The sequence below is a fragment of the Pseudomonas sp. SWRI50 genome (genome assembly GCF_014269095.1).
Lineage (GTDB): Bacteria > Pseudomonadota > Gammaproteobacteria > Pseudomonadales > Pseudomonadaceae > Aquipseudomonas > Aquipseudomonas kermanshahensis.
In genome coordinates, this window is the sequence record NZ_JABWRW010000003.1 from 297574 (window position 1) to 319164 (window position 21591).

General features: G+C 62.1%; 22 protein-coding genes. 13 read left to right on the plus strand and 9 right to left on the minus strand.

Translation table 11 applies throughout. From position 1 onward, the window contains the following. Position 1: 1 nt before the first annotated feature. Positions 2 to 1207: a nicotinate phosphoribosyltransferase gene (gene pncB, locus HU750_RS05145; RefSeq protein ID WP_085272316.1), complete on the minus strand. Its 1206-nt coding sequence runs from the start codon at positions 1205 to 1207 to the stop codon at positions 2 to 4. Between the two features lie 471 nt (positions 1208 to 1678). On the opposite strand from pncB, the gene HU750_RS05150 reads away from it, so the two are divergent. The 6 genes from HU750_RS05150 to HU750_RS05175 all read left to right on the plus strand — a co-directional run bounded on the left by HU750_RS05150 (position 1679) and on the right by HU750_RS05175 (position 8148). Next, entirely contained in the window at positions 1679 to 2815 is a 1137-nt protein-coding gene (locus HU750_RS05150; protein ID WP_027592548.1) for a branched-chain amino acid ABC transporter substrate-binding protein, read from the plus strand. 157 nt (positions 2816 to 2972) lie between these two features. Further along, positions 2973 to 3887, plus strand: coding sequence for an ABC transporter permease subunit (locus HU750_RS05155; RefSeq protein WP_016489422.1), 915 nt, complete (start codon positions 2973 to 2975; stop codon positions 3885 to 3887). Positions 3888 to 3889: 2 nt separating this feature from the next. Beyond that, positions 3890 to 5191: a high-affinity branched-chain amino acid ABC transporter permease LivM gene (gene livM, locus HU750_RS05160; protein ID WP_186677377.1), complete on the plus strand. Its 1302-nt coding sequence runs from the start codon at positions 3890 to 3892 to the stop codon at positions 5189 to 5191. Beyond that, positions 5188 to 6063: an ABC transporter ATP-binding protein gene (locus tag HU750_RS05165; protein WP_027592550.1), complete on the plus strand. Its 876-nt coding sequence runs from the start codon at positions 5188 to 5190 to the stop codon at positions 6061 to 6063. The genes livM and HU750_RS05165 overlap by 4 nt, the downstream gene beginning before the upstream one ends. Next, entirely contained in the window at positions 6060 to 6776 is a 717-nt protein-coding gene (locus tag HU750_RS05170) for an ABC transporter ATP-binding protein (RefSeq protein WP_027592551.1), read from the plus strand. The genes HU750_RS05165 and HU750_RS05170 overlap by 4 nt, the downstream gene beginning before the upstream one ends. A gap of 604 nt (positions 6777 to 7380) precedes the next feature. Then, positions 7381 to 8148, plus strand: coding sequence for an SDR family oxidoreductase (locus HU750_RS05175; protein WP_186677379.1), 768 nt, complete (start codon positions 7381 to 7383; stop codon positions 8146 to 8148). A 48-nt stretch (positions 8149 to 8196) separates the two neighbouring features. On the opposite strand, the gene HU750_RS05180 is transcribed toward HU750_RS05175, so the two are convergent. From HU750_RS05180 to HU750_RS05195, 4 genes are all read right to left on the minus strand, one after another. Then, positions 8197 to 8442 carry a hypothetical protein gene (locus HU750_RS05180; RefSeq protein WP_186677380.1) on the minus strand — a complete coding sequence of 82 codons (246 nt, stop codon included), beginning with the start codon at positions 8440 to 8442 and terminating at the stop codon, positions 8197 to 8199. A 72-nt stretch (positions 8443 to 8514) separates the two neighbouring features. Then, entirely contained in the window at positions 8515 to 9612 is a 1098-nt protein-coding gene (locus HU750_RS05185) for an AGE family epimerase/isomerase (RefSeq protein WP_186677381.1), read from the minus strand. A 139-nt stretch (positions 9613 to 9751) separates the two neighbouring features. Next, a complete protein-coding gene (locus HU750_RS05190) occupies positions 9752 to 10384 on the minus strand; it encodes a TetR family transcriptional regulator (protein WP_027592554.1) in 633 nt (210 codons plus the stop codon). A gap of 124 nt (positions 10385 to 10508) precedes the next feature. Then, positions 10509 to 10916 carry a phage infection protein gene (locus HU750_RS05195; RefSeq protein ID WP_186677382.1) on the minus strand — a complete coding sequence of 136 codons (408 nt, stop codon included), beginning with the start codon at positions 10914 to 10916 and terminating at the stop codon, positions 10509 to 10511. 339 nt (positions 10917 to 11255) lie between these two features. On the opposite strand from HU750_RS05195, the gene HU750_RS05200 reads away from it, so the two are divergent. After that, a complete protein-coding gene (locus HU750_RS05200) occupies positions 11256 to 13322 on the plus strand; it encodes an AsmA family protein (protein WP_186677383.1) in 2067 nt (688 codons plus the stop codon). Between the two features lie 134 nt (positions 13323 to 13456). Here the strand turns inward: HU750_RS05200 and HU750_RS05205 are convergent, their stop codons facing one another. Next, positions 13457 to 13987, minus strand: coding sequence for a ferritin-like domain-containing protein (locus HU750_RS05205; RefSeq protein ID WP_027592557.1), 531 nt, complete (start codon positions 13985 to 13987; stop codon positions 13457 to 13459). A 48-nt stretch (positions 13988 to 14035) separates the two neighbouring features. Then, positions 14036 to 14377 carry an osmotically-inducible lipoprotein OsmE gene (gene osmE, locus HU750_RS05210; RefSeq protein ID WP_027592558.1) on the minus strand — a complete coding sequence of 114 codons (342 nt, stop codon included), beginning with the start codon at positions 14375 to 14377 and terminating at the stop codon, positions 14036 to 14038. 123 nt (positions 14378 to 14500) lie between these two features. On the opposite strand from osmE, the gene HU750_RS05215 reads away from it, so the two are divergent. Further along, positions 14501 to 15391: an esterase/lipase family protein gene (locus tag HU750_RS05215; RefSeq protein ID WP_186677385.1), complete on the plus strand. Its 891-nt coding sequence runs from the start codon at positions 14501 to 14503 to the stop codon at positions 15389 to 15391. On the opposite strand, the gene HU750_RS05220 is transcribed toward HU750_RS05215, so the two are convergent. Further along, positions 15372 to 16265 (minus strand): DMT family transporter, encoded by an 894-nt coding sequence (locus HU750_RS05220; protein ID WP_186677387.1) that lies wholly within the window; start codon positions 16263 to 16265, stop codon positions 15372 to 15374. The genes HU750_RS05215 and HU750_RS05220 overlap by 20 nt on opposite strands. A gap of 189 nt (positions 16266 to 16454) precedes the next feature. Between HU750_RS05220 and HU750_RS05225 the strand changes: the two genes are divergently transcribed. The 3 genes from HU750_RS05225 (at position 16455) to HU750_RS05235 (ending at position 18670) form a co-directional block, all read left to right on the plus strand. Continuing rightward, entirely contained in the window at positions 16455 to 17243 is a 789-nt protein-coding gene (locus HU750_RS05225; protein ID WP_027592561.1) for an AraC family transcriptional regulator, read from the plus strand. 63 nt (positions 17244 to 17306) lie between these two features. Then, positions 17307 to 17591: a PsiF family protein gene (locus tag HU750_RS05230; RefSeq protein WP_186677390.1), complete on the plus strand. Its 285-nt coding sequence runs from the start codon at positions 17307 to 17309 to the stop codon at positions 17589 to 17591. Between the two features lie 71 nt (positions 17592 to 17662). Continuing rightward, a complete protein-coding gene (locus HU750_RS05235) occupies positions 17663 to 18670 on the plus strand; it encodes an AI-2E family transporter (protein WP_186677393.1) in 1008 nt (335 codons plus the stop codon). Positions 18671 to 18797: 127 nt separating this feature from the next. Here the strand turns inward: HU750_RS05235 and HU750_RS05240 are convergent, their stop codons facing one another. Further along, positions 18798 to 20069 carry an Hsp70 family protein gene (locus HU750_RS05240; protein WP_085272321.1) on the minus strand — a complete coding sequence of 424 codons (1272 nt, stop codon included), beginning with the start codon at positions 20067 to 20069 and terminating at the stop codon, positions 18798 to 18800. Positions 20070 to 20233: 164 nt separating this feature from the next. Here HU750_RS05240 and cbpA point away from each other — a divergent pair, with 164 nt between their 5' ends. Together cbpA and HU750_RS05250 are read left to right on the plus strand one after the other, a co-directional pair. Next, positions 20234 to 21190 (plus strand): curved DNA-binding protein, encoded by a 957-nt coding sequence (cbpA, locus tag HU750_RS05245; RefSeq protein WP_027592565.1) that lies wholly within the window; start codon positions 20234 to 20236, stop codon positions 21188 to 21190. A 2-nt stretch (positions 21191 to 21192) separates the two neighbouring features. Then, positions 21193 to 21498 carry a chaperone modulator CbpM gene (locus tag HU750_RS05250; protein WP_027592566.1) on the plus strand — a complete coding sequence of 102 codons (306 nt, stop codon included), beginning with the start codon at positions 21193 to 21195 and terminating at the stop codon, positions 21496 to 21498. Positions 21499 to 21591 lie beyond the last annotated feature (93 nt).

A 21591-nucleotide genomic window follows, 5' to 3' on the forward strand; every position in this document is an offset into this window, starting at 1 on the left:
GTTACTCCTTGCTGGGGATTTTGAAAACGTGGCGCATGTAGGCAACGAAGTTCTCGTCGCGGCACTGGGTCTTGGCCGCCTCGTCAGAGATTTTCGCCACCGGCGAGCCATTGCAGTCGGTCATTTTAAGCACGATGTTCATCGGCGCCACACCCGGTATGTCGCAGGTCAGGTTGGTGCCGATGCCGAAACTGACGTTGATGCGGCCGCGCAGGGCGCGGAAGATTTCCAGCGAACGGGTCAGGTTGAGGCCGTCGGAAAACACCAGGGTCTTGGTCATCGGGTCGATACCCAGCTTCTGGTAATGAACGATGGCTTTTTCCGCCCAGGCCACTGGCTCGCCCGAATCGTGGCGCAGGCCGTCGAACAGCTTGGCAAAGTACAAATCGAAATCGCCGAGGAAGGCGTCCATGGTGATGCAGTCGGTCAGGGCGATGCCCAGCAGGCCGCGGTACTCGCGTACCCAGCAGTCCAGTGCGGCGCTCTGGCTGTCGATCAAGCGCGGGCCGAGCTGTTGGTGAGCCATGATCCATTCGTGGGCCATGGTGCCCAGCGGCTTGATATCCAGTTTCCATGCCAGGTCGACGTTGCTGGTGCCCACGAAACGGGCCGGGAAGTCATCACGCAGCACCCGTACCACCTCTTCCTGAACACGGCTGGAAAACCGCCGGCGGGTGCCGAAATCGGCCACTTGCAGGTCGGCCAGCTCGTCGTCACTGGCATGCGCGCGCAGCCAGTCAAACTTGCGGTACAGCTGGTCGCGGGCTTCGGCCAGGCGCATGTGCGGGTGCAGGTGGCGGTTGCGCACTTCGCTGATGATGGCCAACAAGGGCACTTCAAACAGGATCACGTGCAGCCAGGGGCCACGCAGGCGTAGGAACAGTTGATCGTTTTCGATGCCGATGCGCACGTAACGCAGGTTGAAGCGGAACAGGCGCAGAAACCGCAGGAAGTCTGGCTTGAGAAAGCTGATACGTTCCAGAAAGCCCAGTTGGCCTTCATCCAGGGTCAGGTCGCTGAGCAGTTCGAGCTGGTTGCGGATCTCGCCGAGGTAAGGGCGCAGGTCTTCGCCGTTGCGGCAGCGAAACTCCCATTCCACGTCGGCGTCCGGGTAGTTGTGCAGCACACCCTGCATCATGGTGAGTTTGTAGAAGTCGGTGTCGAGCAGGTTGTGCACGATGCGCTCGGCGAATGCGCTCTCGCTCATCAAGGGTGGCTCCGGAAGCGGCGAATGGCGGCCATTGTGCCAGCCTTTTGCATTTTCATGTTTCTGCTGCGGCCCATTCGCGGGCAAGCCCGCTCCCATCTGGCCGGCATAACGGCCAAAACAGAGGTGTTTTTCCGTGCACCCGCTAGCCTTGAAACAGTGCTGCCTGTAGCAGTCGCGCACCAGCGGTGTGCACTTCGGTGACGTCGGCTGTTACAGGGCGGTTGCACGTAAACACTTGCCAGGGTTGCAATGATGGCACTTCACGGTTGCTCCTTGTCTGTACGTGTGGTGGCGCCTGCCGCGCGGCAGACGGTTGCACGCTCAATAAAGAAAAGGCCGTCGGTCGCCTGCCAGCCGCCCTGGCTGTGTGATTTCCCGGAATACAAAACCAATGGCACGGCCCTTGCTCTGAGCACAGGGTTGAGAAGTTGTAGTGCCAACCAAAAAAAACTCTAGGAGCACCACCTCATGTCGCAGACGTTTTACAAGAAAGGTTTCCTGGCTCTGGCCGTCGCTACGGCACTGGGTATTTCTTCGTATGTTCAGGCCGACATCAAGATCGGCGTCGCAGGCCCGATGACCGGTGCCAACGCAGCGTTTGGCGAGCAGTACATGAAAGGTGCCCAGGCGGCAGCCGACAAGATCAACGCCGAAGGTGGGGTCAACGGCGAGAAGATCGTCCTGGTGAAGGGCGATGATGCCTGCGAACCGAAACAAGCCGTGGCCGTGGCCAACCGCCTGGTCGACCAGGACAAAGTGGCAGGCGTGGTGGGCCATTTCTGCTCCTCCAACACCATCCCTGCTTCCGAGGTGTACGACGAAGCCGGTGTGATCGCCATCACCCCAGGCTCGACCAACCCGCAGGTGACCGAGCGCGGCCTTTCCGCCATGTTCCGCATGTGTGGCCGCGACGACCAGCAGGGCATCGTTGCCGGTGACTACATCGTCGATGTGCTCAAAGGCAAGAAGGTGGCCGTGCTGCACGACAAGGACACTTACGGCCAAGGCCTGGCCGATGCCACCAAGGCGCAGCTCGAGAAGCGTGGCGTGAAGCCTGTGCTGTACGAAGGCCTGACCCGCGGCGAGAAAGACTTCAGCGCCGTGGTCACCAAGATCCGCTCCACCGGCGCCGACGTGGTCTATTTCGGTGGCCTGCACCCAGAGGCCGGCCCACTGGTACGCCAGCTGCGTGAGCAAGGCCTGAAGGACGTCAAGTTCATGTCCGATGATGGCATCGTCACCGACGAACTGGTGTCCACGGCGGGTGGCGCACAGTACGTCGATGGCGTGTACATGACCTTCGGCGCCGACCCGCGCCTGCTGCCGGACAGCAAGGCCGTGGTGGAAGAGTTCCGCAAGAACGGCACCGAGCCTGAAGGCTACACCCTGTACGCCTATGCCTCGTTGCAGGCGCTTGCCGCCGCGTTCAACGGTGCCAAGTCGAACAAAGGCGAAGACGCCGCCAAATGGCTCAAGGCCAACCCGGTCAAGACCGTCATGGGCGAGAAGAAGTGGGACAGCAAGGGCGACCTGACCGTCTCCGACTACGTGGTCTACCAGTGGGACAAAGACGGTAAATACCACCAGCTGGAAAAACAAAAATAATAACGGCTACCGGCCCGGGTGCTTACTGCCCCGGGCTGCAGCCCCGCGGTACCTGTCTTTATCCGTAGATCTGCACAGTTCTGCGCTGCGAGGGCCGCTGCATTCAGGGCCCGCCGTGGTAGGCGCTCGTGCAATCTCAATCAGGTGAGATTGCGTTATGGATGGTATTTTTCTGCAGCAACTGGTCAACGGCCTGACCCTCGGGTCGGTCTATGGCCTGATCGCCATCGGCTACACAATGGTCTATGGCATCATCGGCATGATCAACTTCGCGCACGGCGAGGTGTATATGATTTCCGCGTACCTCGCGGCGATCAGCCTGGCATTGCTGGCCTATTTCGGCGTCGAATCGTTCCCGCTTCTGATGCTGGGCACGCTGTTGTTCACCGTCGTCGTCACGGGCGTCTATGGCTTCACCATCGAACGCATCGCCTACAAACCCCTGCGCAACTCCACCCGTCTGGCACCGCTGATCAGTGCCATCGGCATCTCGCTGATCCTGCAAAACTATGCACAGATCAGCCAGGGCGCCCGCCAGCAAGGCGTGCCAACCCTGCTTGAAGGCGCCTTGCGGGTAGAAGTCGGCACCGGCTTCGTGCAATTGACCTACACCAAGATCTTCATCCTGATTGCCGCATTCGTCGGCATGGGCCTGCTTACCTATGTGATCAAGTACACCAAGCTCGGCCGCATGTGCCGCGCCACGCAGCAAGATCGCAAGATGGCCTCGATCCTGGGCATCAACACCGATCGGGTGATTTCCTACGTATTCGTCATCGGTGCAGTCATGGCCGCACTGGCGGGCGTGCTGATCACCATGAACTACGGCACCTTCGACTTCTATGCCGGCTTCATCATCGGCATCAAGGCGTTCACGGCGGCGGTATTGGGCGGCATCGGTTCGCTACCGGGGGCCATGCTCGGCGGCATCATCCTCGGCATCTCCGAGTCGCTGTTCTCTGGCCTGATCAACTCCGACTACAAGGACGTATTCAGCTTCTCGCTGCTGGTGATGATCCTCATCTTCCGTCCCCAGGGCCTGCTGGGTCGCCCGCTTGTGGCTAAGGTGTGAACATGTCCACTGCCAAAACTGCCCCTGTTTCCGAAACCAATGGTTTCGACCTCAAACGCAGCCTGCTGGAGACCTTCGTCGCCGGCCTGCTGGCACTCATTGTCTTTGGCCCGGTCGTCGGCGTGGTGCTCGACGGCTACAGCTTCAATGCCGAACCCCGCCGCGTGGCGTGGCTGGTTGGCGGGGTGATGGTCGGGCGCTTCCTGCTCAGCCTGTACCTGCAGACGGGCGCCGGGCGGCGCATGCTCCAAGGCTTCGACAACGGTGGCTCGGGCGTGCATGTGAACGCGCCGGACTACAAGTCGCGGCTGCGCTACATCATCCCGGCGCTGGTGGTGATTGCCATCGTCTTCCCAATCTTTGCTAACAAGTACCTGCTGACCGTGGTCATCCTCGGCCTGATCTATGTGTTGCTGGGCCTTGGCCTGAACATCGTGGTCGGCCTGGCGGGCCTGCTCGACCTGGGTTACGTGGCGTTCTACGCCATCGGCGCCTACGGCCTGGCGTTGGGCTACCAGTACCTGGGCCTGGGCTTCTGGAGCGTGCTGCCGCTGGCGGCGATCGCGGCGGCGCTGGCGGGGTGCATACTCGGCTTCCCGGTGTTACGCATGCACGGTGACTACCTGGCGATCGTGACCCTGGGCTTTGGCGAGATCATCCGCCTGGTGCTGAACAACTGGCTGTCGTTCACGGGCGGCCCGAACGGCATGCCGGCACCGTCGCCGACCTTCTTTGGCCTGGAATTCGGCCGCCGGGCCAAGGACGGTGGGGTGCCGATCCATGAGTTTCTTGGCATCGATTACAACGCCAACCTGAAGTTCGTGTTCATCTACGCCGTGCTGTTCCTGGTGGTGCTGGCAGTGCTGTACATCAAGCACCGGTTGACCCGCATGCCGGTTGGCCGTGCCTGGGAAGCCCTGCGTGAAGACGAGATCGCCTGCCGCTCGATGGGCCTGAACCACGTGCTGGTCAAGCTTTCGGCGTTCACCCTGGGGGCTTCCACCGCGGGCCTGGCGGGCGTGTTCTTCGCCACGTACCAGGGCTTCGTCAACCCGTCGTCGTTCACCTTCTTCGAGTCGGCGCTGATCCTCGCCATCGTCGTGTTGGGTGGCATGGGCTCGACCGTCGGTGTGGTGATCGCAGCGTTCGTGCTGACCGTGGCGCCAGAGCTGCTGCGTAGCTTCTCCGAGTACCGCGTGCTGCTGTTTGGCGTATTGATGGTGTTGATGATGATCTGGCGACCGCGTGGGCTGATCCGCATCAGCCGTGCCGGTGTGGTCCCGCGTAAAGGAGTGGCGCCATGAACGACGATATCATTCTGTCGGTCGACAACCTGATGATGCAGTTTGGCGGCATCAAGGCGCTGAGTGACGTAAGCCTCAAGGTCCGGCGCAACCAGATCTTCGCGCTGATCGGCCCCAACGGTGCGGGCAAGACCACGGTGTTCAACTGCCTGACCGGCTTCTACAAAGCCAGCGGCGGGCGTATCGAACTGAACGTGCGCGGCAGCCAGACCAACGTCATCCAGTTGCTCGGCGAGCGCTTCCAGGCGACGGACTTCGTTTCGCCCGCGCGCTTTGCCAACCGCCTGTACTACAAGATGTTCGGCGGCACCCACCTGGTGAACCGCGCCGGCCTCGCCCGGACCTTCCAGAACATTCGCCTGTTCAAGGAAATGTCGGTGGTGGAGAACCTGTTGGTGGCCCAGCACATGTGGGTCAACCGCAACCTGCTGGCCGGGGTGCTCAACACCAAGGCCTACCGCAAGGCCGAGAGCGATGCCCTCGACCATGCGTTCTATTGGCTGGAGGTGGTCGACCTGGTCGATTGCGCCAACCGCTTGGCCGGTGAGTTGTCTTATGGCCAGCAGCGTCGCCTGGAAATCGCCCGGGCCATGTGCACGCGGCCGAAGATCATCTGCCTGGACGAACCGGCTGCCGGCCTCAACCCGCAGGAAACCGAGGCGCTCAGTGGCATGATCCGCGTGCTGCGTGACGAGCACGACATCACCGTGGTGCTGATCGAACACGACATGGGCATGGTCATGAGCATTTCCGACCATATCGTCGTGCTTGACCATGGCAACGTGATCGCCGAAGGCGCGCCACAGGAAATCCGCAACAACCCGACGGTGATTGCCGCCTACCTGGGTGCAGACGAAGAGGAACTGGTATGAGTGCACCCATTCTCGAGCTGAAGGAGCTGGATGTGTTCTACGGGCCGATCCAGGCCCTGAAGAAGGTGTCGATGCACATCAACGAAGGCGAGACGGTGAGCCTGATCGGTGCCAACGGTGCCGGCAAATCGACCTTGCTGATGTCGATTTTCGGCCAGCCGCGCGCGTCTTCGGGGCACATCGTTTACCGGGGCACAGACATCACCCGCAAGTCGTCGCATTACATCGCTTCCAACGGTATTGCGCAGTCACCTGAGGGGCGGCGGGTGTTCCCCGACATGACCGTCGAGGAAAACCTGATGATGGGCACCATCCCGATTGGCGACAAATACGCCAAGGAGGACATGGAGCGGATGTACGAGCTGTTCCCGCGGTTGAAGGAGCGGCGCACCCAGCGGGCCATGACCATGTCGGGGGGCGAGCAGCAGATGCTCGCCATTGCCCGCGCGCTGATGAGCCGGCCGAAGCTGTTGCTGCTCGATGAGCCATCGCTGGGGCTGGCGCCGATTGTGGTCAAGCAGATCTTCGCCACCTTGCGTGAGTTGGCCAAGACTGGGATGACCATCTTCCTGGTTGAGCAGAATGCCAACCATGCGCTGAAGTTGTCGGACCGGGCGTATGTGATGGTCAATGGGCAGATCCGCATGACGGGCACCGGCCAGGAGTTGTTGGTGAACGAGGAAGTGCGCAGCGCCTATTTGGGCGGGCACTGAGTGGTCACACTGGGGCCGCACAGCGGCCTCAGTGCTTCAAGCCGAATGTGGACAACTTGTCGCACAGCCTTCTTTAGCCTCTCCAAAAACCCTTCGCAAGCCATTGTTTCCACAGCCTTGTTTTACCCACGGATAATGTGGAACCGCCTGTGGAAAACATGGGTGCACCTCGCTACAGCCCTTTGTTTTCATGCCTTGTAGGGCGTTGATCATTTTTTGTTCGCTTTGCCCTTGTGGATGATTTTTCACGGTTTTTTACTCACAGGCTGCTGCGTCCGATGCCTCGTAAAACCTGTGGGTAAGTCTGTGCAAAAACCTTGGACAGACCGCTGCAAGCGGCATGGTTGAAAGCCTTGCGCCATCACCTCAGAGATATCCACCGACCGTGGATCGCTGAAAGGGTTCCGCGAGCACGATAAGTTGCCCCCAATCCGTGGGGAAAGCCTTGTGGATAACGTGCGCATAGCTGGCGCGAAGCCCTCTGCTACGCGGCTTTGGTAGGTGTGATCATTTTTTGACCAATGGCTTCAATGGCTTGCTGCCTGCGTGGTACGAAGGCATGCTGCAAACCCTGCCGAAAATAATCCACAGCGAGGAACACAGCATGACGTCCACCGTATTCATCACTGGCGCGACTTCCGGTTTCGGCGAGGCCACCGCCCGACGTTTTGCACAGGCCGGCTGGAAGCTGATCCTCACCGGTCGCCGCAAGGAGCGCCTGGATGCGCTGTGCGCAGAACTGTCAGCCCAGACCGAGGTGCACGGGCTGGTGCTCGATGTACGCGACCGCAAAGCCATGGAGGCGGCCATCGGCAACCTGCCGCCTGGGTTCGATAAACTGCGTGGCCTGGTCAACAACGCCGGCCTGGCCCTGGGCGTGGATGCGGCGCAGAACTGCAGCCTGGACGACTGGGAAACCATGGTCGACACCAACATCAAGGGCATGATGTACACCACGCGCCTGCTGCTGCCTCGGTTGATCGCCCACGGGCGTGGCGCGTCGATCCTCAACGTCGGCTCGGTGGCGGGCAATTACCCCTACCCGGGCAGCAACGTGTATGGCGGCACCAAGGCGTTCGTCGGGCAGTTCTCGCTGAGCCTGCGTTGCGACCTGCGCGGCACGGGCGTGCGCGTCAGTAACATCGAGCCGGGGCTGTGCGAGAGCGAGTTCTCGCTGGTGCGTTTCGGTGGCGACCAGGCCAAGTACGACGCCACCTACGCAGGTGCCGAGCCGATCCAGCCGCAGGATATTGCCGAGACCATCTTCTGGATTCTCAACCAGCCGGCGCACATCAACATCAACAGCCTGGAGCTGATGCCAGTGAGCCAGGACTGGGCAGGGTTCTCGATCGATCGGTCGGTCAAGGGCTGATCAGCAGCATGGGCGGGTAAAAAGCCTGCCCATGCTGCTTCACGGCTTTCAGTGGTCGCGGAAGGTTTTGTTTGAATCGAGAAGGTGCAAGGCTTGCAGCATATCGTTGACGACATCAGCGAGCATGGCATCTTCTCTGGTTGGGTGCCCCTCGGCATACCTCAGCAGGCTTGAAAGCAGGCCCAGCTTTTGCTCGTGGAGCAGCTTGTTCTTCTCAAGCTTCGAGGTCGCGACATCCTTTTCGGTAGCAGCAATTTCCTTTTGGAAGTGAGCCTTCAGCGTTTCATTGCTCATGGTCAACTCCTATCAATGGAGCCCTTACGCTATCAACGCGACACGAGAACGGAAACTGGTAAAAATGTCAGGTCATTGCAAGCGCTGAAGCCCTTCCAGGCAAGTCGCCAAGTGATAAGGCGTAGTGGAAGGCATGTCATGTCGGCTGACCGCGCCCTCGCCATCTCGGCACTCATACCAGCCGCCGTCATGCAGGAACCGCTGCTCCATCGCCTGCAATTGCGCAGCCAGTTTCGCCTCATTCCCTGACCGCAACGCCAGCGCCCGCAGGTACTCCGCCTGGGCCCAGATCCGCTGGGTGGCATCGAGCACCTTGCCGTCCACCGCGAGCATCGACAGCACCGCCGAATCTTTAACCCCGTACTGCTCGGCGTATTCGAAGGCGCGGGCAATGGAGCCATGCAGTGGCGTGCCACGTAGCAGGGGCGAGGTATCGAGCAGGTAAAACCACTCGAACTGATGACCCGGTTCGAACCAGTTATCCACAGCGCCATTTGGCTTTTCCAGCATCAGGCCATGCTGCGGTTCGATGAACTGCGCCTGCAGGGCCTCGCACATGTGCAGCAGGGCCTGCTGCACGCCTTCATCCTCACGCACGGCAAGCACCTGCAGGAACGCTTCGGCCAGGTGCATCTGCGGATTCTGCAGCGGGCCGCTGCCCAGGTCGGACCAGTCTTCACCCAGGCTGGCCTCGTACAGGCCGTCGTCGCGGGCGAACTGCTCGCTGATGATTTCCAGGGCAGCGTTCAGTGCAGACTCCACCAGGCTCTCGCGAACCTTGCCCCAGTAATGGGCGCAGGCAAACACGATGAACGCATGGGTGTAGAGGTCTTTGCGGCGGTCCAGCGGCTTGCCTTCGGCATCGATGCTGTAGAACCAGCCACCGTGCTCGGCATCGTGAAAATGCCGCTGCAACGAACGGAACAACGCCGCCGCTCGCGCTGCCGCGCCGGGTTGCTCGATGCGGCTGCTGAACAGGTACAGCTGGCGAGCGCAGGCCATCGCCCGGTAGCGTTGCACGGGCAATGGGCGGTGCTGGGCGTCCAGGGCTTCGAAGGGCAGGGCCATTTCGTCGTTCCAGCCCGGGCCTTGCCACAGCGGCACGATACGCTCGGCGAAGTGCTGGTTGAAGCGGGCCAGTTCGGGCGGAGTGGGGCGGGGGTCGGACATGAAAGCGCTCGTCACAATCGGGCAGTGCGCCATGGTAGCAGAACTGGGGTTTTGGGTTGTTTACACGGGCCTCTTCGCGGGCAAGCCCGCTCCCACAGGTGATCGAGCTGCTCGCGAAGAGGCCCGCATAGCCAACAGATCAGCTCGGGTTACCCAAGCCTTGCCAATGGCGTGCGCCGACGAAGATGAAGCGCAACTGCTGGGTGATTTTTTCCTGCGCGGTCAGGGCCTGTGGATAACCCGCGTCGGGGCTGTCGATCAGCTCCGGCAGGGTGGCGAATACGGTCTTCACCACCAGGTCGGCCATCACCGCCAGTGCCGCAGCGTCCAGGTGCTGCCAGCGCTTCATGCGTGCCAGGTCGGTGGCCAGGTCGTCGCTGATGTCCTGGCGCAGGCGGGCAATCGCCTGGCGGACCGCCTGCGAGCCCCCGTATTGCTCACGGGCCAGGAACAGGAACTGGGCGCGGTGGGCGGCGACCACGTCGAGGAAGATGCGTACCGAGGCGTCGGTAATGCCACCAAACTCGAATTCGTTCTGGCGCACCAGGCGGATGGTCTGGCGGAAGGTGGTATCGACCTCGGCCACCAGGGCCAGGCCCAGTGCGTCCATGTCGGGGAAATGCCGGTAGAAACCGGTCGGTACGATACCCGCCGTTTTCGCCACTTCGCGCAGGCTGATGCTGCCGAAACCACGGCCACTCTCCATGAGCTGGCAGGCTGCATCGAGCAGGGCCTGGCGGGTCTGTAGCTTCTGTTCGGCGCGCGGCAGCATGGGGGCAGGATTCTGTGTCGGTCGAGGCTGGGCACTCTAGTTAAAAAAACGAAGCCCGGTCAATGGACCGGGCTTGGAGGTGAGCAGGCAATGTGCTGCAGGTTGTTCTTTTCGACCATGGCGATCAGCTCACACGGCTGAGTTCAACCAGGCGATCCGAGCCACCTTCAGCTACACGGCCAGCGCGTTCGATCAAACGGTCGGCACCGCCTTCGGCGACTTGGCCAGCACGCTCGATCAGGCGATCGGAGCCACCTTCGGCAACCCGGCCAGTGCGTTCGATCAGGCGATCGGAGCCACCTTCGGCTACACGGCCAGTGCGTTCAATCAAGCGGTCGGAGCCGCCTTCGGCTACGCGGCCAGTGCGTTCGATCAAGCGATCCGAACCGCCTTCGGCAACGGTTTTCAGCGGCTGGGCGATTTCTGCGGTGCTGGAACGCGATTCGGCGGTCAGGTGCTGTTCAGCGGCCGGCAGGGCAAAAGCGTTGGCAGCAAGCAGGGACAGGGTCAGGGTCAGCAGGTGGCGTTTCATGATTTCGGTGCTCCTCTGGGGGGCTGGAAAGTGGGTACGGAGCCAATGCTACGCCCGGGAGCGCCAGAGAAAAGTTCATAAGGATAATGGTAACAATCGACAGCATTGATAGAGGCTGCTGATGGCTCTAGTGCAAGTGTCTTGAGGTGGGTGATGGCTTTTTGATTTCATGCTTTAGGGCCAGGGTAAGGCCTTTGCCCAGCGCAAATGCTGAACAAGAAGCCAGGAAAAACTTCGCTATCATGGCGCCACGGATAAAACCCAGCGGGTTTTCATCAGTCCGAGTTAATGAGTGCCATCGGCGCCCGCTTTGTGCCATGCCGTCAGGAGAATCACGCAATGACGCGACCCGCCAGAATCCTCGTCTGGACCCTTGCCACCCTGTTGACCCTCGTGGCGATACTGGTGGTGGTAATCGCCACCTTCGACTGGAACCGCGTCAAGCCGTTGCTCAACGAGAAGGTATCCGAAGCCCTGCACCGGCCGTTCGCGATCAATGGCAACCTTGCCGTGAAGTGGCGCACCGAACCTGAAGAAGGTGGTTGGCGCGCGTGGGTGCCCTGGCCGCACTTCATTGCCGAGGACCTGACCTTGGGCAACCCCGATTGGCTCAAGGAGCCGAAAATGGTTGGCCTCGAGCGGGTGGAGTTCCGCCTGGCGCCGCTGCCGCTGGTGTTCCAGCAGATTGTCATCCCGCGCATCAACCTGACCAAACCGACGGCCAGCCTCATTCGCCTGGCCGACGGGCGCGCTAACTGGACCTTTGACTTCGGCCCCAAAGACGAAAACGCGGAACCCTCGAAATGGGCGTTGGACATCGGGGCCATCGGTTTTGACCAAGGCAACGTCAGCCTCGATGACCAGACCCTGAAGACCAGCATGAAGGTGCAGGTCGACCCTTTGGGCAAGCCGATCCCGTTCAGCGACATCGTCGGCAAGGCGCGTGCCGAGAAAACCGGCGGCGCCCAGGACTACGCGTTCGGCTTCAAGGCCCAAGGCCGCTACAAGGGCCTGCCAGTGTCCGGCACCGGCAAGATCGGTGGCCTGCTGGCGCTGCAGGACGCCAGCCAACCGTTCCCGTTGCAGGCCGATGTGCGCATTGCGGATACTCACGTGGTGCTTGCCGGTACCCTGACCGACCCGCGCAACCTCGGCGCGCTCGACCTGCGCCTGCGCTTGTCCGGCAATAGCTTGGGCAACCTCTACCCGTTGACCGGCGTGACCTTGCCGGACACCCCGGCTTATGCCACCGACGGCCACCTCAGCGCCAACCTGCATGCCGAGCAAGGCGCCACGTTCAATTACCAAGGGTTCAATGGCAAGATCGGCGACAGCGACATCCACGGCGACCTGGCCTTCGTGGCCAGCCAGCCACGGCCCAAACTCTCCGGCAAGCTGGTCTCCAACCAGCTCTTGTTCAAGGACCTGGCGCCGCTGATCGGTGCCGATTCCAACGCCGAGCAGAAAGCCCGCGGCGGAGCCAGCAAGCAGCCGACGGGCAAAGTGCTGCCGGTGGAGGAGTTTCGCACCGACCGCTGGCGCGCCATGGACGCCGACGTCGAATTTGCCGGCAAGCGCATCGTCCACAGTGAGCAATTGCCGTTCAACGACCTGTCTGCCCACGTGATTCTCGAAGACGGCCTGCTGCGCATGGCACCGCTGCGCTTTGGCGTAGCCGGCGGCAACCTGGCTTCCAGGATCCGCCTGGATGGCCGCAGCGTCCCTTTGCAGGGCCGGGCACAGCTGACTGCGCGGGGCTTCAAGCTCAAGCAACTGTTCCCCACCTTCGCGCCGATGCAGACCAGCTTTGGCGAGTTGAACGGCGATGCCGACATCACCGGCCGCGGCAACTCGGTGGCGGCACTGCTGGGCACGGCCAATGGCGACCTGCGCATGTTGATTAACGATGGTGCGGTCAGCCGCAGCCTGATGGAAATCGCCGGGCTGAACGTGGGCAACTACGTGATTGGCAAGTTGTTCGGTGACGAGGACGTGCAGATCAACTGCGCGGCGGCCGATGTCGGCATCAAGGATGGGCTGGCGACGACACGCCTGTTCATCTTCGATACCGAGAACGCGATCATCTACATCAACGGCACGGCGAATTTTGCCAGCGAGCAGCTTGACCTGAAAATCACCCCAGAGTCGAAAGGGCTGCGGCTGTTCTCGCTGCGTTCGCCGTTGTACGTGCGCGGGCCGTTTGCCAAGCCCAGTGCCGGGGTGCAGGCTGTGCCATTGGCGTTGCGTGGCGCGGGGATGGTGGCGTTAGGGGTGGTCGCGGGGCCGGCGGCGGGGTTGCTGGCATTGATCGCGCCGAGCAGTGGGGATGAGCCTAATCAGTGCACACCGTTGTTGCAGCAGATGAGGGCGGGCAAGGCGCCGACTGAGGTGAAAGGCAAGAAATGAGTGAAGGGGGCCGCTTTGCGGCCCATTCGCGGCACAAGGCCGCTCCCACAAGTGCTCCGCAAAGCCTGAACTGTGCGGTGAACCTGTGGGAGCGGCCTTGTGCCGCGAAAGGGCTGCAACGCAGCCCCGTACGATTACAATCCTTGCAGCAAATCGGACATATCGTCCGCGTGCTCTTCTTCCTGCGCCAGGATGTCTTCAAAAATACGGCGCGTGGTCGGGTCGCTATCACCAATGTACTGAATGATCTCGCGGTAGCTGTCGATCGCAATGCGCTCGGCCACCAGGTCTTCAAGCACCATTTCTTTCAAGTTGCTACCTGCCACGTACTGGGCATGGGAATTCTTGGTCAGGTTGTCCGGGTTGAAGTCCGGCTCGCCACCCAGCTGGACAATCCGCTCGGCCAACTTGTCGGCATGCTCGGCTTCCTGGTTGGCATGCTCCAGAAACTCTTCGGCTGCCACGCTGGCCTTGATACCGCTGGCCATGAAGTAGTGACGCTTGTAACGCAGCACGCAGACCAATTCGGTGGCCAGCGACTCGTTGAGCAGGCGCAGGATCTCGGTACGGTCGGCGTGGTAACCCTCGGTCACCGCGCCTTGCTCCACGTGCTGGCGGGCACGTTCGCGCAGTGTTTTCACATCGGTCAGTTCAACGTTGCTCATGGTTATCTCCAAACGAATCAGGACGGGGGGTCAAGTGGTAACGAAGGCTCACGCGCCGTGGACGGCGTCGCTGTCCTCTTGTCGTTGTTTGCACGTCTTGAAGCCCTTGGCGTCGACATGCCCGGTGGCGTCGAAACGCACGTAGTAGGGCTGCTGCTTGCCGTCGCGGTTGAGGATGTAGTCGTTGCAGGTGCCCCCGTGCGGCAGGTCGATCACGTTCGACGGGCTGCCGCCGATGGCAATGACCTTCTGCATGGTCATGCCGTGCTCGACCTGCTTGACCAACGGTTCGTCACGGTAGGTGACGTAATCCACCGGGTTTTCCGGGCGGCTGCCGCAGGCGGCCAGGGTTGCACTGGCCAGAAGGATTGCCAGGGTCTGCTTGTACATGGTCCCGCTCCTTGCTCAAGGGTCTGTTCTGGTTTGGAACCGCACGGCGCGCCAGGAGTTCGATTGCGATGGTCATCGAAGCCGCTGTAGTGTGGGCCGTCGTCCACGGAGAGGGGCAGGGCAATGGGGCAGGAACTGGCTACGCGATACCCTGTGGTGCTGGTGCCGGGCATGCTCGGCTTCGTGCGGGTACTGCTTTATCCCTACTGGTTCGGGATCGTGCCGGCCTTGCGCAAGGGCGGCGCGCAGGTGCATGCCGTACAAGTGTCGCCGTTGCATTCCAGCGAAGTGCGCGGCGAGCAGTTGCTGGCGATCATCGAAGGCATCTGCCAGCGCAGCGGCGCGGCCAAGGTCAACCTTATCGGCCACAGCCAAGGCGCCTTGGATGCGCGCTATGCGGCCGCCAAACGGCCCGACCGGGTAGCTTCGGTGACGTCGGTGGCGGGGCCCAACCATGGCTCCGAACTGGCTGACCACCTGGAACGCACAGCGCCTGGCGAATCACCCCAAGGGCGTATCCTCAAGGCGGTGCTGCATGGCGTGGCAGTGCTGCTGGTGTGGCTGGAAACCGGCTGGCGGCGGGACCCGCTGCCCATCGATGTGCACGCCTCGCATCAGGCGCTGACCAGTGCCGGGGTGGCGCTGTTCAACCAGGCTTATCCACAGGGCCTGCCCGACACCTGGGGCGGTGATGGGCCCGCGCAGGTCAACGGCGTGCGCTACTACTCCTGGTCAGGCACCTTGCAGCCTGGCCTGACTGACCGAGGGCGCAACCGCTTTGACGGCAGCAACCGCTTCTGCCGCTTGTTCGCCCGCAGCTTCGTCAAGGAAAAGGGCCATTGCGACGGCATGGTCGGGCGCTTCAGCTCGCACCTGGGGCAGGTGATCGGCGATGACTACCCGCTCGATCACCTGGACATCGTCAACCAGTCGCTGGGGGCAGTCGGCAAGGGCGCCGAACCGGTGCGGCTGTTCACCGAACACGCCGCCCGGCTCAAAGCTGCGGGGCTATGACGCGGCGGCGCACCGGTGTGGTCCAGCGTTCGGCAAGGATCACCCCGGCCAGGGTCAGCAGGCCGCCGATCAGGTGATAGCGGGCCAGTTGTTCATCCAGCACCACGGCGGCAATCAGCGCGGTGACCAGCGGCAGCAGGTTGAAGAACAACGTGGTACGGCTTGGCCCCAGGCGATGCACGGCCTGCATCCATACCAGCGGCGCGATCATCGAGGCCAGCACGCAGGCGTACAGCACCAGGCCGACGTTGTGGGCGTTCAGGCCGGTCTTGTCCGACAGCAGGAACAACGGCAGCAGCACGACGATAGCCACCAGCACCTGCAAGTACAGCAGCTGCAAGGGCGGCAGGCGCAATTGCCATTTTTTCAGCAGGAAGCTGTACAGCGCGTAGGCCAGGGTGGCCACCAGCATCAGCAGGTCGCCGCTGTTCAGGCCCTGTTCCAGCAGCGCCCCGGGATGGCCGGCGGAGACCACCTCGAGCACGCCGAAAAACGACACCAGGGCGCCGATCAAGGCGCCGAAGGTCAGGCTCTGGCCGAGCCAGGCGATGGACAGGGCCAGCGACATCAACGGCATCAGCGAGAGAATGATGCCCATGTTGGTGGCGCTGGTGATGCTGGCGGCGAAGTACGCCAGGCTCTGGTACAGGGCCATGCCCAGCACGCCGAGGACGAAGACTTTGCCCAGGTGCGGGCGGATGGCGGCGCGGTTGCGCCACACGGCCGGTAACAGGAAGGGGGTGAACAGCAGGCCGGCCAGCAGCCAGCGATAGAAGCCGATCTCGGCAGGGTGGATGGCACCGGCCGACAGCTTGGTGACGACGGTGTTGCCAGCCCAGATGAGGATGGCGAGCAGGGGGAAGGTGTAGTTCATGTCGCGGTTACTCGGTTTGGCAAGGTTGGGCCTGCTTTGCAGCGCGCAGTTTGCAGGCAGCGCTGTACCTGTAGGAGCGGGCTTGCCCGCGAAGGCCTGCACATCAGGCCCCGATAGCCCGCTATTATCCGCTGTCTGTCCGCAAGCCTATACTTGTATCCAGACAACCCACCCTTTGAAGCAGACAGCATGCCGCGCAAATACCTCGACATCCCCGGCTTCGACCAACTCCCGGCGCCGGTGTACTTCCGCCATGACGAATTTGGCGCCGACACCCACAGCGCGCCACACCGCCACACCTGGGGCCAACTGAACTACGCGGCCCACGGCGTCATGCACCTGGACGTTGAAGGCCAGCGCTTTCTCTCGCCGCCGCACTACGCCGTCTGGGTGCCGCCGGGCACCGAGCATGGCTGTTACAACCCCCAGGCCATCGTCTACCGCTCGGTCTACCTGGCGCGCAGCCTGTGCGCCGACCTGCCGCAACAACCGTGCAGCCTGGTCATCAGCGACATCCTCAAGGCCATCCTTGGCGACTTCGCCCGGCGTGACCTGAAGGTGGCGCAAGATGAACGCGACCAGCGCCTGGTGCAGGTACTGCTCGACCAGTTGCTGCTGGCCCCGACCCAAACCTGCTACCTGCCCTTCGCCCGCAGCGAGGGCCTGGGCCAGGTGCTCGACGCCTTGAGCCACGCCCCGGGAGACAACCGCCCGCTGGCCGACTGGGCCGCGCAGGTGCATGTCAGCGAACGCACCCTGGCCCGCCAGTTTCTTCGCGAACTGGGCATCAGTTTCGGTGAATGGCGCCTGCGCCTGCGCTTTTTACGCGCCATCGAGGCGCTGGAAGCGGGCTTGCCGATTCAGGCCATTGCCTTCGACCTTGGCTACAGCAGCGGCTCGGCCTTCATCGCCATGTTCCAACGCCAGGCCCACTGCACGCCGGAGCAGTACCGGCGCCAGTCGCGGGCTGAGCTGTAAAAATTCTTGTCTACACTCAGTGGCACCACCGCGCATCGGGCGCGGAAACAGGGAGACCACTCCATGAAGCTGTTGCAAATGCCACTGCTGGTGTTGGCTGTGTTGTTCAGCGCGCAAGGGTTCGCCGCCACCGCGCAACAGGAAAAGATGATCTCGTGCAACGCCGACGCCACCGCCAAGGCGCTCAAGGGCGACGAACGCAAGGCGTTCATGAGCAACTGCCTGAAGAAGAGCGTGCCTGCCACCCAGCAGGAAAAGATGAAGACCTGCAACGCCGACGCCAGCACCAAGGCACTCAAGGGTGACGAGCGCAAAGCGTTCATGAGCGACTGCCTGAAGAAGAAATGACCTGCGCCTATGCCTGTAGGACGAAGGCTGGCAGACTGCGGGTCTTTTCCGTTGTCTGCCCCTGAGGCTGTATGACTTTCACCCCCCGCCAGGTCACCCTGGCCAGCTGGATCATCGTGTTTGCCGGCCTGCTGCTGGCGTTGCCCCTGAAGTTGCTGCCGAGCCTGCTTGCCGGTTTGCTGGTGTTCGAACTGGTCAACATGCTGACGCCACGGCTGCAGCCGCTGATCGCCGGGCAACGTGCGCGTTGGCTGGCCGTGGCCCTGCTCGGCACGTTGGTGGTTACCACCCTGACCCTGCTGATCGCCGGCGCGTTCAGCTTCCTGCTGCACGAGGCAGAAAACCCCGGGGCTTCGCTGGACAAGTTCATGGCCCTGGTCGAGCGGGCCCGTGGGCAGTTGCCGCCGTTCATCGAAGGCTACCTGCCGGCCAGTGCCGCCGAGTTTAAAGTGGCCATCGGTGACTGGCTCAAGAGCCACCTGGGTGAGCTGCAATTGGTGGGCAAGGGCATGGCGCACATGTTCGTCACCTTGCTGATCGGCATGATCCTTGGCGCCATCGTTGCCCTGCAGCGCATCCCTGACATCTCGCGACGCAAGCCGTTGGCGGCAGCGCTGTTCGAACGCCTGAGCCTGCTGGTGCAGGCGTTTCGCAACATTGTCTTCGCGCAGATCAAGATTTCGCTGCTCAACACCACCTTCACCGGCCTCTTCCTGGCCGTGGTGCTGCCGCTGTTCGGTGTGCACCTGCCGCTGACCAAGACACTGATCGTGCTGACCTTCCTGCTCGGGCTGCTGCCGGTGATCGGCAACCTGATGTCCAACACCCTGATCACCATTGTCGGGTTGTCGTTGTCGATCTGGGTGGCGCTGGCGGCGTTGGGTTATCTGATCGTCATCCACAAGGTCGAGTACTTCCTCAACGCGCGGATCGTCGGCGGGCAGATCAGTGCCAAGTCGTGGGAACTGTTGCTGGCGATGCTGGTGTTCGAGGCGGCCTTCGGCTTGCCGGGGGTGGTGGCGGGGCCGATCTACTATGCCTACCTGAAGAGTGAGCTGCGGCGGGCGGAGCTGGTCTGATCTCCTGCGCCGGCCTCTTCGCGGGGCAAGCCCGCTCCCACAGGATTACCTACAGCACAGCGGCAATGGTGATCCTGTGGGAGCGGGCTTGCCCCGCGAAGAGGCCAGCGCAGGCTATAGAGGTTTATCAGATCGAGCCGTAGCGCTTACGCGCCTCAATCGCCAATCCGCTACCAATGCTGCCGAAGATGTTGCCTTCCACATGCCGGGCATTGGGCAGCATCGCCGCCACGCTGTTACGCAGCGCCGGGATCCCGCTCGAACCCCCGGTGAAGAAGACGGTATCCACCTGCCCTTCGCTGACGCCCGCCTTGTTCAGCAGCTCGCTGACGCTGCCGCGCACGCGCTCCAGCAGGCCTTCGATTGCCGCTTCGAACACGGCACGGGTCAGCTCCGCTGTCAGCTCCGGCTCTACCCGGCGCAGGTCGATATGGCGGCTGTCGTGCTCGGTCAGCTCGATCTTGCTGGCTTCCACTTCCATCGCCAGCCAGTGGCCGGCGCGCTGTTCGATCAACTTGAACAAGCGGTCGATGCCCAGGGTGTCTTCGATGTCGTAGCGCATGTTGCCCAGGGCCAGCTGCGACTTCTGCGAATACAGGGCGTTGATCGTGTGCCAGGTGGCCAGGTTGAGGTGATAGCTGGTCGGCATCAGCGCACCGCTCTTCATCCGGCTGCCATAGCCGAACAGCGGCATCACGCCCTGCAGGCTCAGTTGCTTGTCGAAGTCGGTACCGCCAATGTGCACGCCGCCGGTGGCGAGAATGTCGCTTTGGCGTTCGGCCACCAGGTGGCGCTCGGGCGACAGGCGGATCAGGGTAAAGTCGGAGGTACCACCGCCGATATCGACGATCAGTACCAACTCTTCACGGCTGATGCTCGACTCGTAGTCGAAGGCTGCGGCAATCGGTTCGTACTGGAACGACACGTCCTTGAAGCCGATCTTGCGTGCCACGTCGGCCAAGGTGTCCTCGGCCTCCTGGTCGGCGGCCGGGTCTTCATCGACGAAAAACACCGGACGGCCCAGCACCACCTGGTCGAAGCTGCGCTCGGCGGCGGTTTCAGCGCGCTTTTTCAGCTCGCCGATAAACATGCCCAGCAGGTCCTTGAACGGCAGGGCGCTGCCCAGCACGCTGGTGTCGTGTTTGATCAGCTTGGAGCCGAGCAGGCTCTTGAGCGAGCGCATCAGGCGGCCTTCGTAGCCTTCCAGGTATTCGTGCAACGCCAGGCGACCATACACCGGGCGACGCTCCTCGATGTTGAAGAAGACCACCGAAGGCAGGGTGATCTTGCCGTCTTCCAGGGCGATCAGCGACTCAGTACCAGGGCGGTGCCAGCCGACCGTGGAGTTAGAGGTGCCAAAGTCGATGCCCAGGGCGCGGGCCGGGGATACGTCAGACATGGGAAAAGGGCTTCCGGAGGCAAAACGGCCGCGCAGTTTATGCCAGTTGGCAAGAGAATCAAGACCAGTCGTCTGCCATGCAGCAATCCCAAGTGGGCCTTGAAAGGCTATGCTTGACCCCTATCTTCAGTTGCAACACGCAATTTCACATTGGTGATCCACAGATGGACTTCAAAGACTATTACAAGATACTCGGCGTAGAGCCCACGGCGGATGATAAGGCGATCAAGGCCGCGTACCGCAAGCTGGCGCGCAAGTATCACCCCGATGTCAGCAAGGAGCGCGACGCCGAGGACAAGTTCAAAGAGGCCAACGAGGCCTACGAAGTGCTGGGCGACGCGCAGAAACGTGCCGAATTCGACGAAATCCGCAAGTACGGCGGCCAGCATGGCCGGCCGTTCCAGGCGCCGCCGGGCTGGGAAAACCGGGGCGGTGGTGCTGGTGGTGGTTTCGAAGGTGGCGACTTCTCCGACTTCTTCAGCTCGATTTTTGGCGCGCGCGGGGGCAACCCCTTTGGTGGCGCCCGGCAACAGCGCAGTGCAGGCAGGCGAGGGCAGGACGTGGAGCTGGAACTGGCGGTTTTCCTTGAGGAGACCCTGAGCAAGGAGTCCAAGCAGATCAGCTTCCAGGTGCCGCAAACCAATGCTGCCGGGCAGCGCACCGGGTTCACCACCAAGACCCTGAACGTCAAGATCCCTGCCGGGGTGACCGACGGCGAGCGCATTCGCCTCAAGGGCCAGGGTGCGCCGGGCAGTGGCGGCGGGCCCAATGGCGACCTGTTCCTGACCATCCGCATGGCACCGCATCCGCTGTTCGATGTCGAAGGTCATGACTTGATCATCACCGTGCCATTGGCACCGTGGGAGGCTGCGCTGGGCACCAAGGTGGCGGTGCCGACCCTGGACGGCAAGATCAACCTGACCATCCGCCCCGACAGCCAGAGCGGCCAACGCCTGCGGGTACCGGGCAAGGGCCTGGCCAACAAGCAGGGCGAGCGCGGCAACCTCTACGCGCAGCTGAAAGTGGTGATGCCGACGGCATCCGACGAGTCTACCCGTGAACTGTGGGCCAAGCTTTCCGAGAAGGCCGCGTTCAACCCGAGGGCACAATGGAGTAAGTGATCATGAGCAGCACCTTGATCGTTCAACTGGACATGCGCACCCTCTGCCAGGAGGCCGATATTACGGCCGACTACGTGATCGAAATAGTCGAACACGGCATCGTCGAACCCTCTGGGCGAACGCCCGAGGATTGGTTGTTCGACGATCAGGCGCCGCTGTTGGCCAAGCGTGCGGCGAAGCTGCACCAAGAGTTGGAACTGGAGTGGGAAGGCGTGGCGCTGGCGCTGGAGCTGCTGCAGGAAGTGCAGCAGTTGCGCAGTGAGAACAGCATGCTGAAGCAGCGCTTAGGTAGGTTTATCCAGATGTGAGTCTGTCTGCCTGCACCGGCCTCTTCGCGGGACAAGCCCGCTCCCACAGGTACCGCACTGAATCAGATTACAGTGGGGTACCTGTGGGAGCGG

Bases quoted from the DNA above. Each gene is read 5' to 3' on its own strand.
- HU750_RS05165 (WP_027592550.1), top strand. From the start codon at position 5,188: ATGAACGACGATATCATTCTGTCGGTCGACAACCTGATGATGCAGTTT.
- HU750_RS05215 (WP_186677385.1), top strand. From the start codon at position 14,501: ATGGGGCAGGAACTGGCTACGCGATACCCTGTGGTGCTGGTGCCGGGC.
- HU750_RS05190 (WP_027592554.1), bottom strand. From the start codon at position 10,384: ATGCTGCCGCGCGCCGAACAGAAGCTACAGACCCGCCAGGCCCTGCTC.
- HU750_RS05230 (WP_186677390.1), top strand. From the start codon at position 17,307: ATGAAGCTGTTGCAAATGCCACTGCTGGTGTTGGCTGTGTTGTTCAGC.
- HU750_RS05175 (WP_186677379.1), top strand. From the start codon at position 7,381: ATGACGTCCACCGTATTCATCACTGGCGCGACTTCCGGTTTCGGCGAG.
- HU750_RS05155 (WP_016489422.1), top strand. From the start codon at position 2,973: ATGGATGGTATTTTTCTGCAGCAACTGGTCAACGGCCTGACCCTCGGG.
- livM (WP_186677377.1), top strand. From the start codon at position 3,890: ATGTCCACTGCCAAAACTGCCCCTGTTTCCGAAACCAATGGTTTCGAC.
- HU750_RS05200 (WP_186677383.1), top strand. From the start codon at position 11,256: ATGACGCGACCCGCCAGAATCCTCGTCTGGACCCTTGCCACCCTGTTG.
- HU750_RS05185 (WP_186677381.1), bottom strand. From the start codon at position 9,612: ATGTCCGACCCCCGCCCCACTCCGCCCGAACTGGCCCGCTTCAACCAG.
- HU750_RS05180 (WP_186677380.1), bottom strand. From the start codon at position 8,442: ATGAGCAATGAAACGCTGAAGGCTCACTTCCAAAAGGAAATTGCTGCT.
- HU750_RS05225 (WP_027592561.1), top strand. From the start codon at position 16,455: ATGCCGCGCAAATACCTCGACATCCCCGGCTTCGACCAACTCCCGGCG.
- HU750_RS05205 (WP_027592557.1), bottom strand. From the start codon at position 13,987: ATGAGCAACGTTGAACTGACCGATGTGAAAACACTGCGCGAACGTGCC.
- HU750_RS05220 (WP_186677387.1), bottom strand. From the start codon at position 16,265: ATGAACTACACCTTCCCCCTGCTCGCCATCCTCATCTGGGCTGGCAAC.
- HU750_RS05195 (WP_186677382.1), bottom strand. From the start codon at position 10,916: ATGAAACGCCACCTGCTGACCCTGACCCTGTCCCTGCTTGCTGCCAAC.
- HU750_RS05150 (WP_027592548.1), top strand. From the start codon at position 1,679: ATGTCGCAGACGTTTTACAAGAAAGGTTTCCTGGCTCTGGCCGTCGCT.
- pncB (WP_085272316.1), bottom strand. From the start codon at position 1,207: ATGAGCGAGAGCGCATTCGCCGAGCGCATCGTGCACAACCTGCTCGAC.
- HU750_RS05240 (WP_085272321.1), bottom strand. From the start codon at position 20,069: ATGTCTGACGTATCCCCGGCCCGCGCCCTGGGCATCGACTTTGGCACC.
- cbpA (WP_027592565.1), top strand. From the start codon at position 20,234: ATGGACTTCAAAGACTATTACAAGATACTCGGCGTAGAGCCCACGGCG.
- osmE (WP_027592558.1), bottom strand. From the start codon at position 14,377: ATGTACAAGCAGACCCTGGCAATCCTTCTGGCCAGTGCAACCCTGGCC.
- HU750_RS05170 (WP_027592551.1), top strand. From the start codon at position 6,060: ATGAGTGCACCCATTCTCGAGCTGAAGGAGCTGGATGTGTTCTACGGG.
- HU750_RS05250 (WP_027592566.1), top strand. From the start codon at position 21,193: ATGAGCAGCACCTTGATCGTTCAACTGGACATGCGCACCCTCTGCCAG.
- HU750_RS05235 (WP_186677393.1), top strand. From the start codon at position 17,663: ATGACTTTCACCCCCCGCCAGGTCACCCTGGCCAGCTGGATCATCGTG.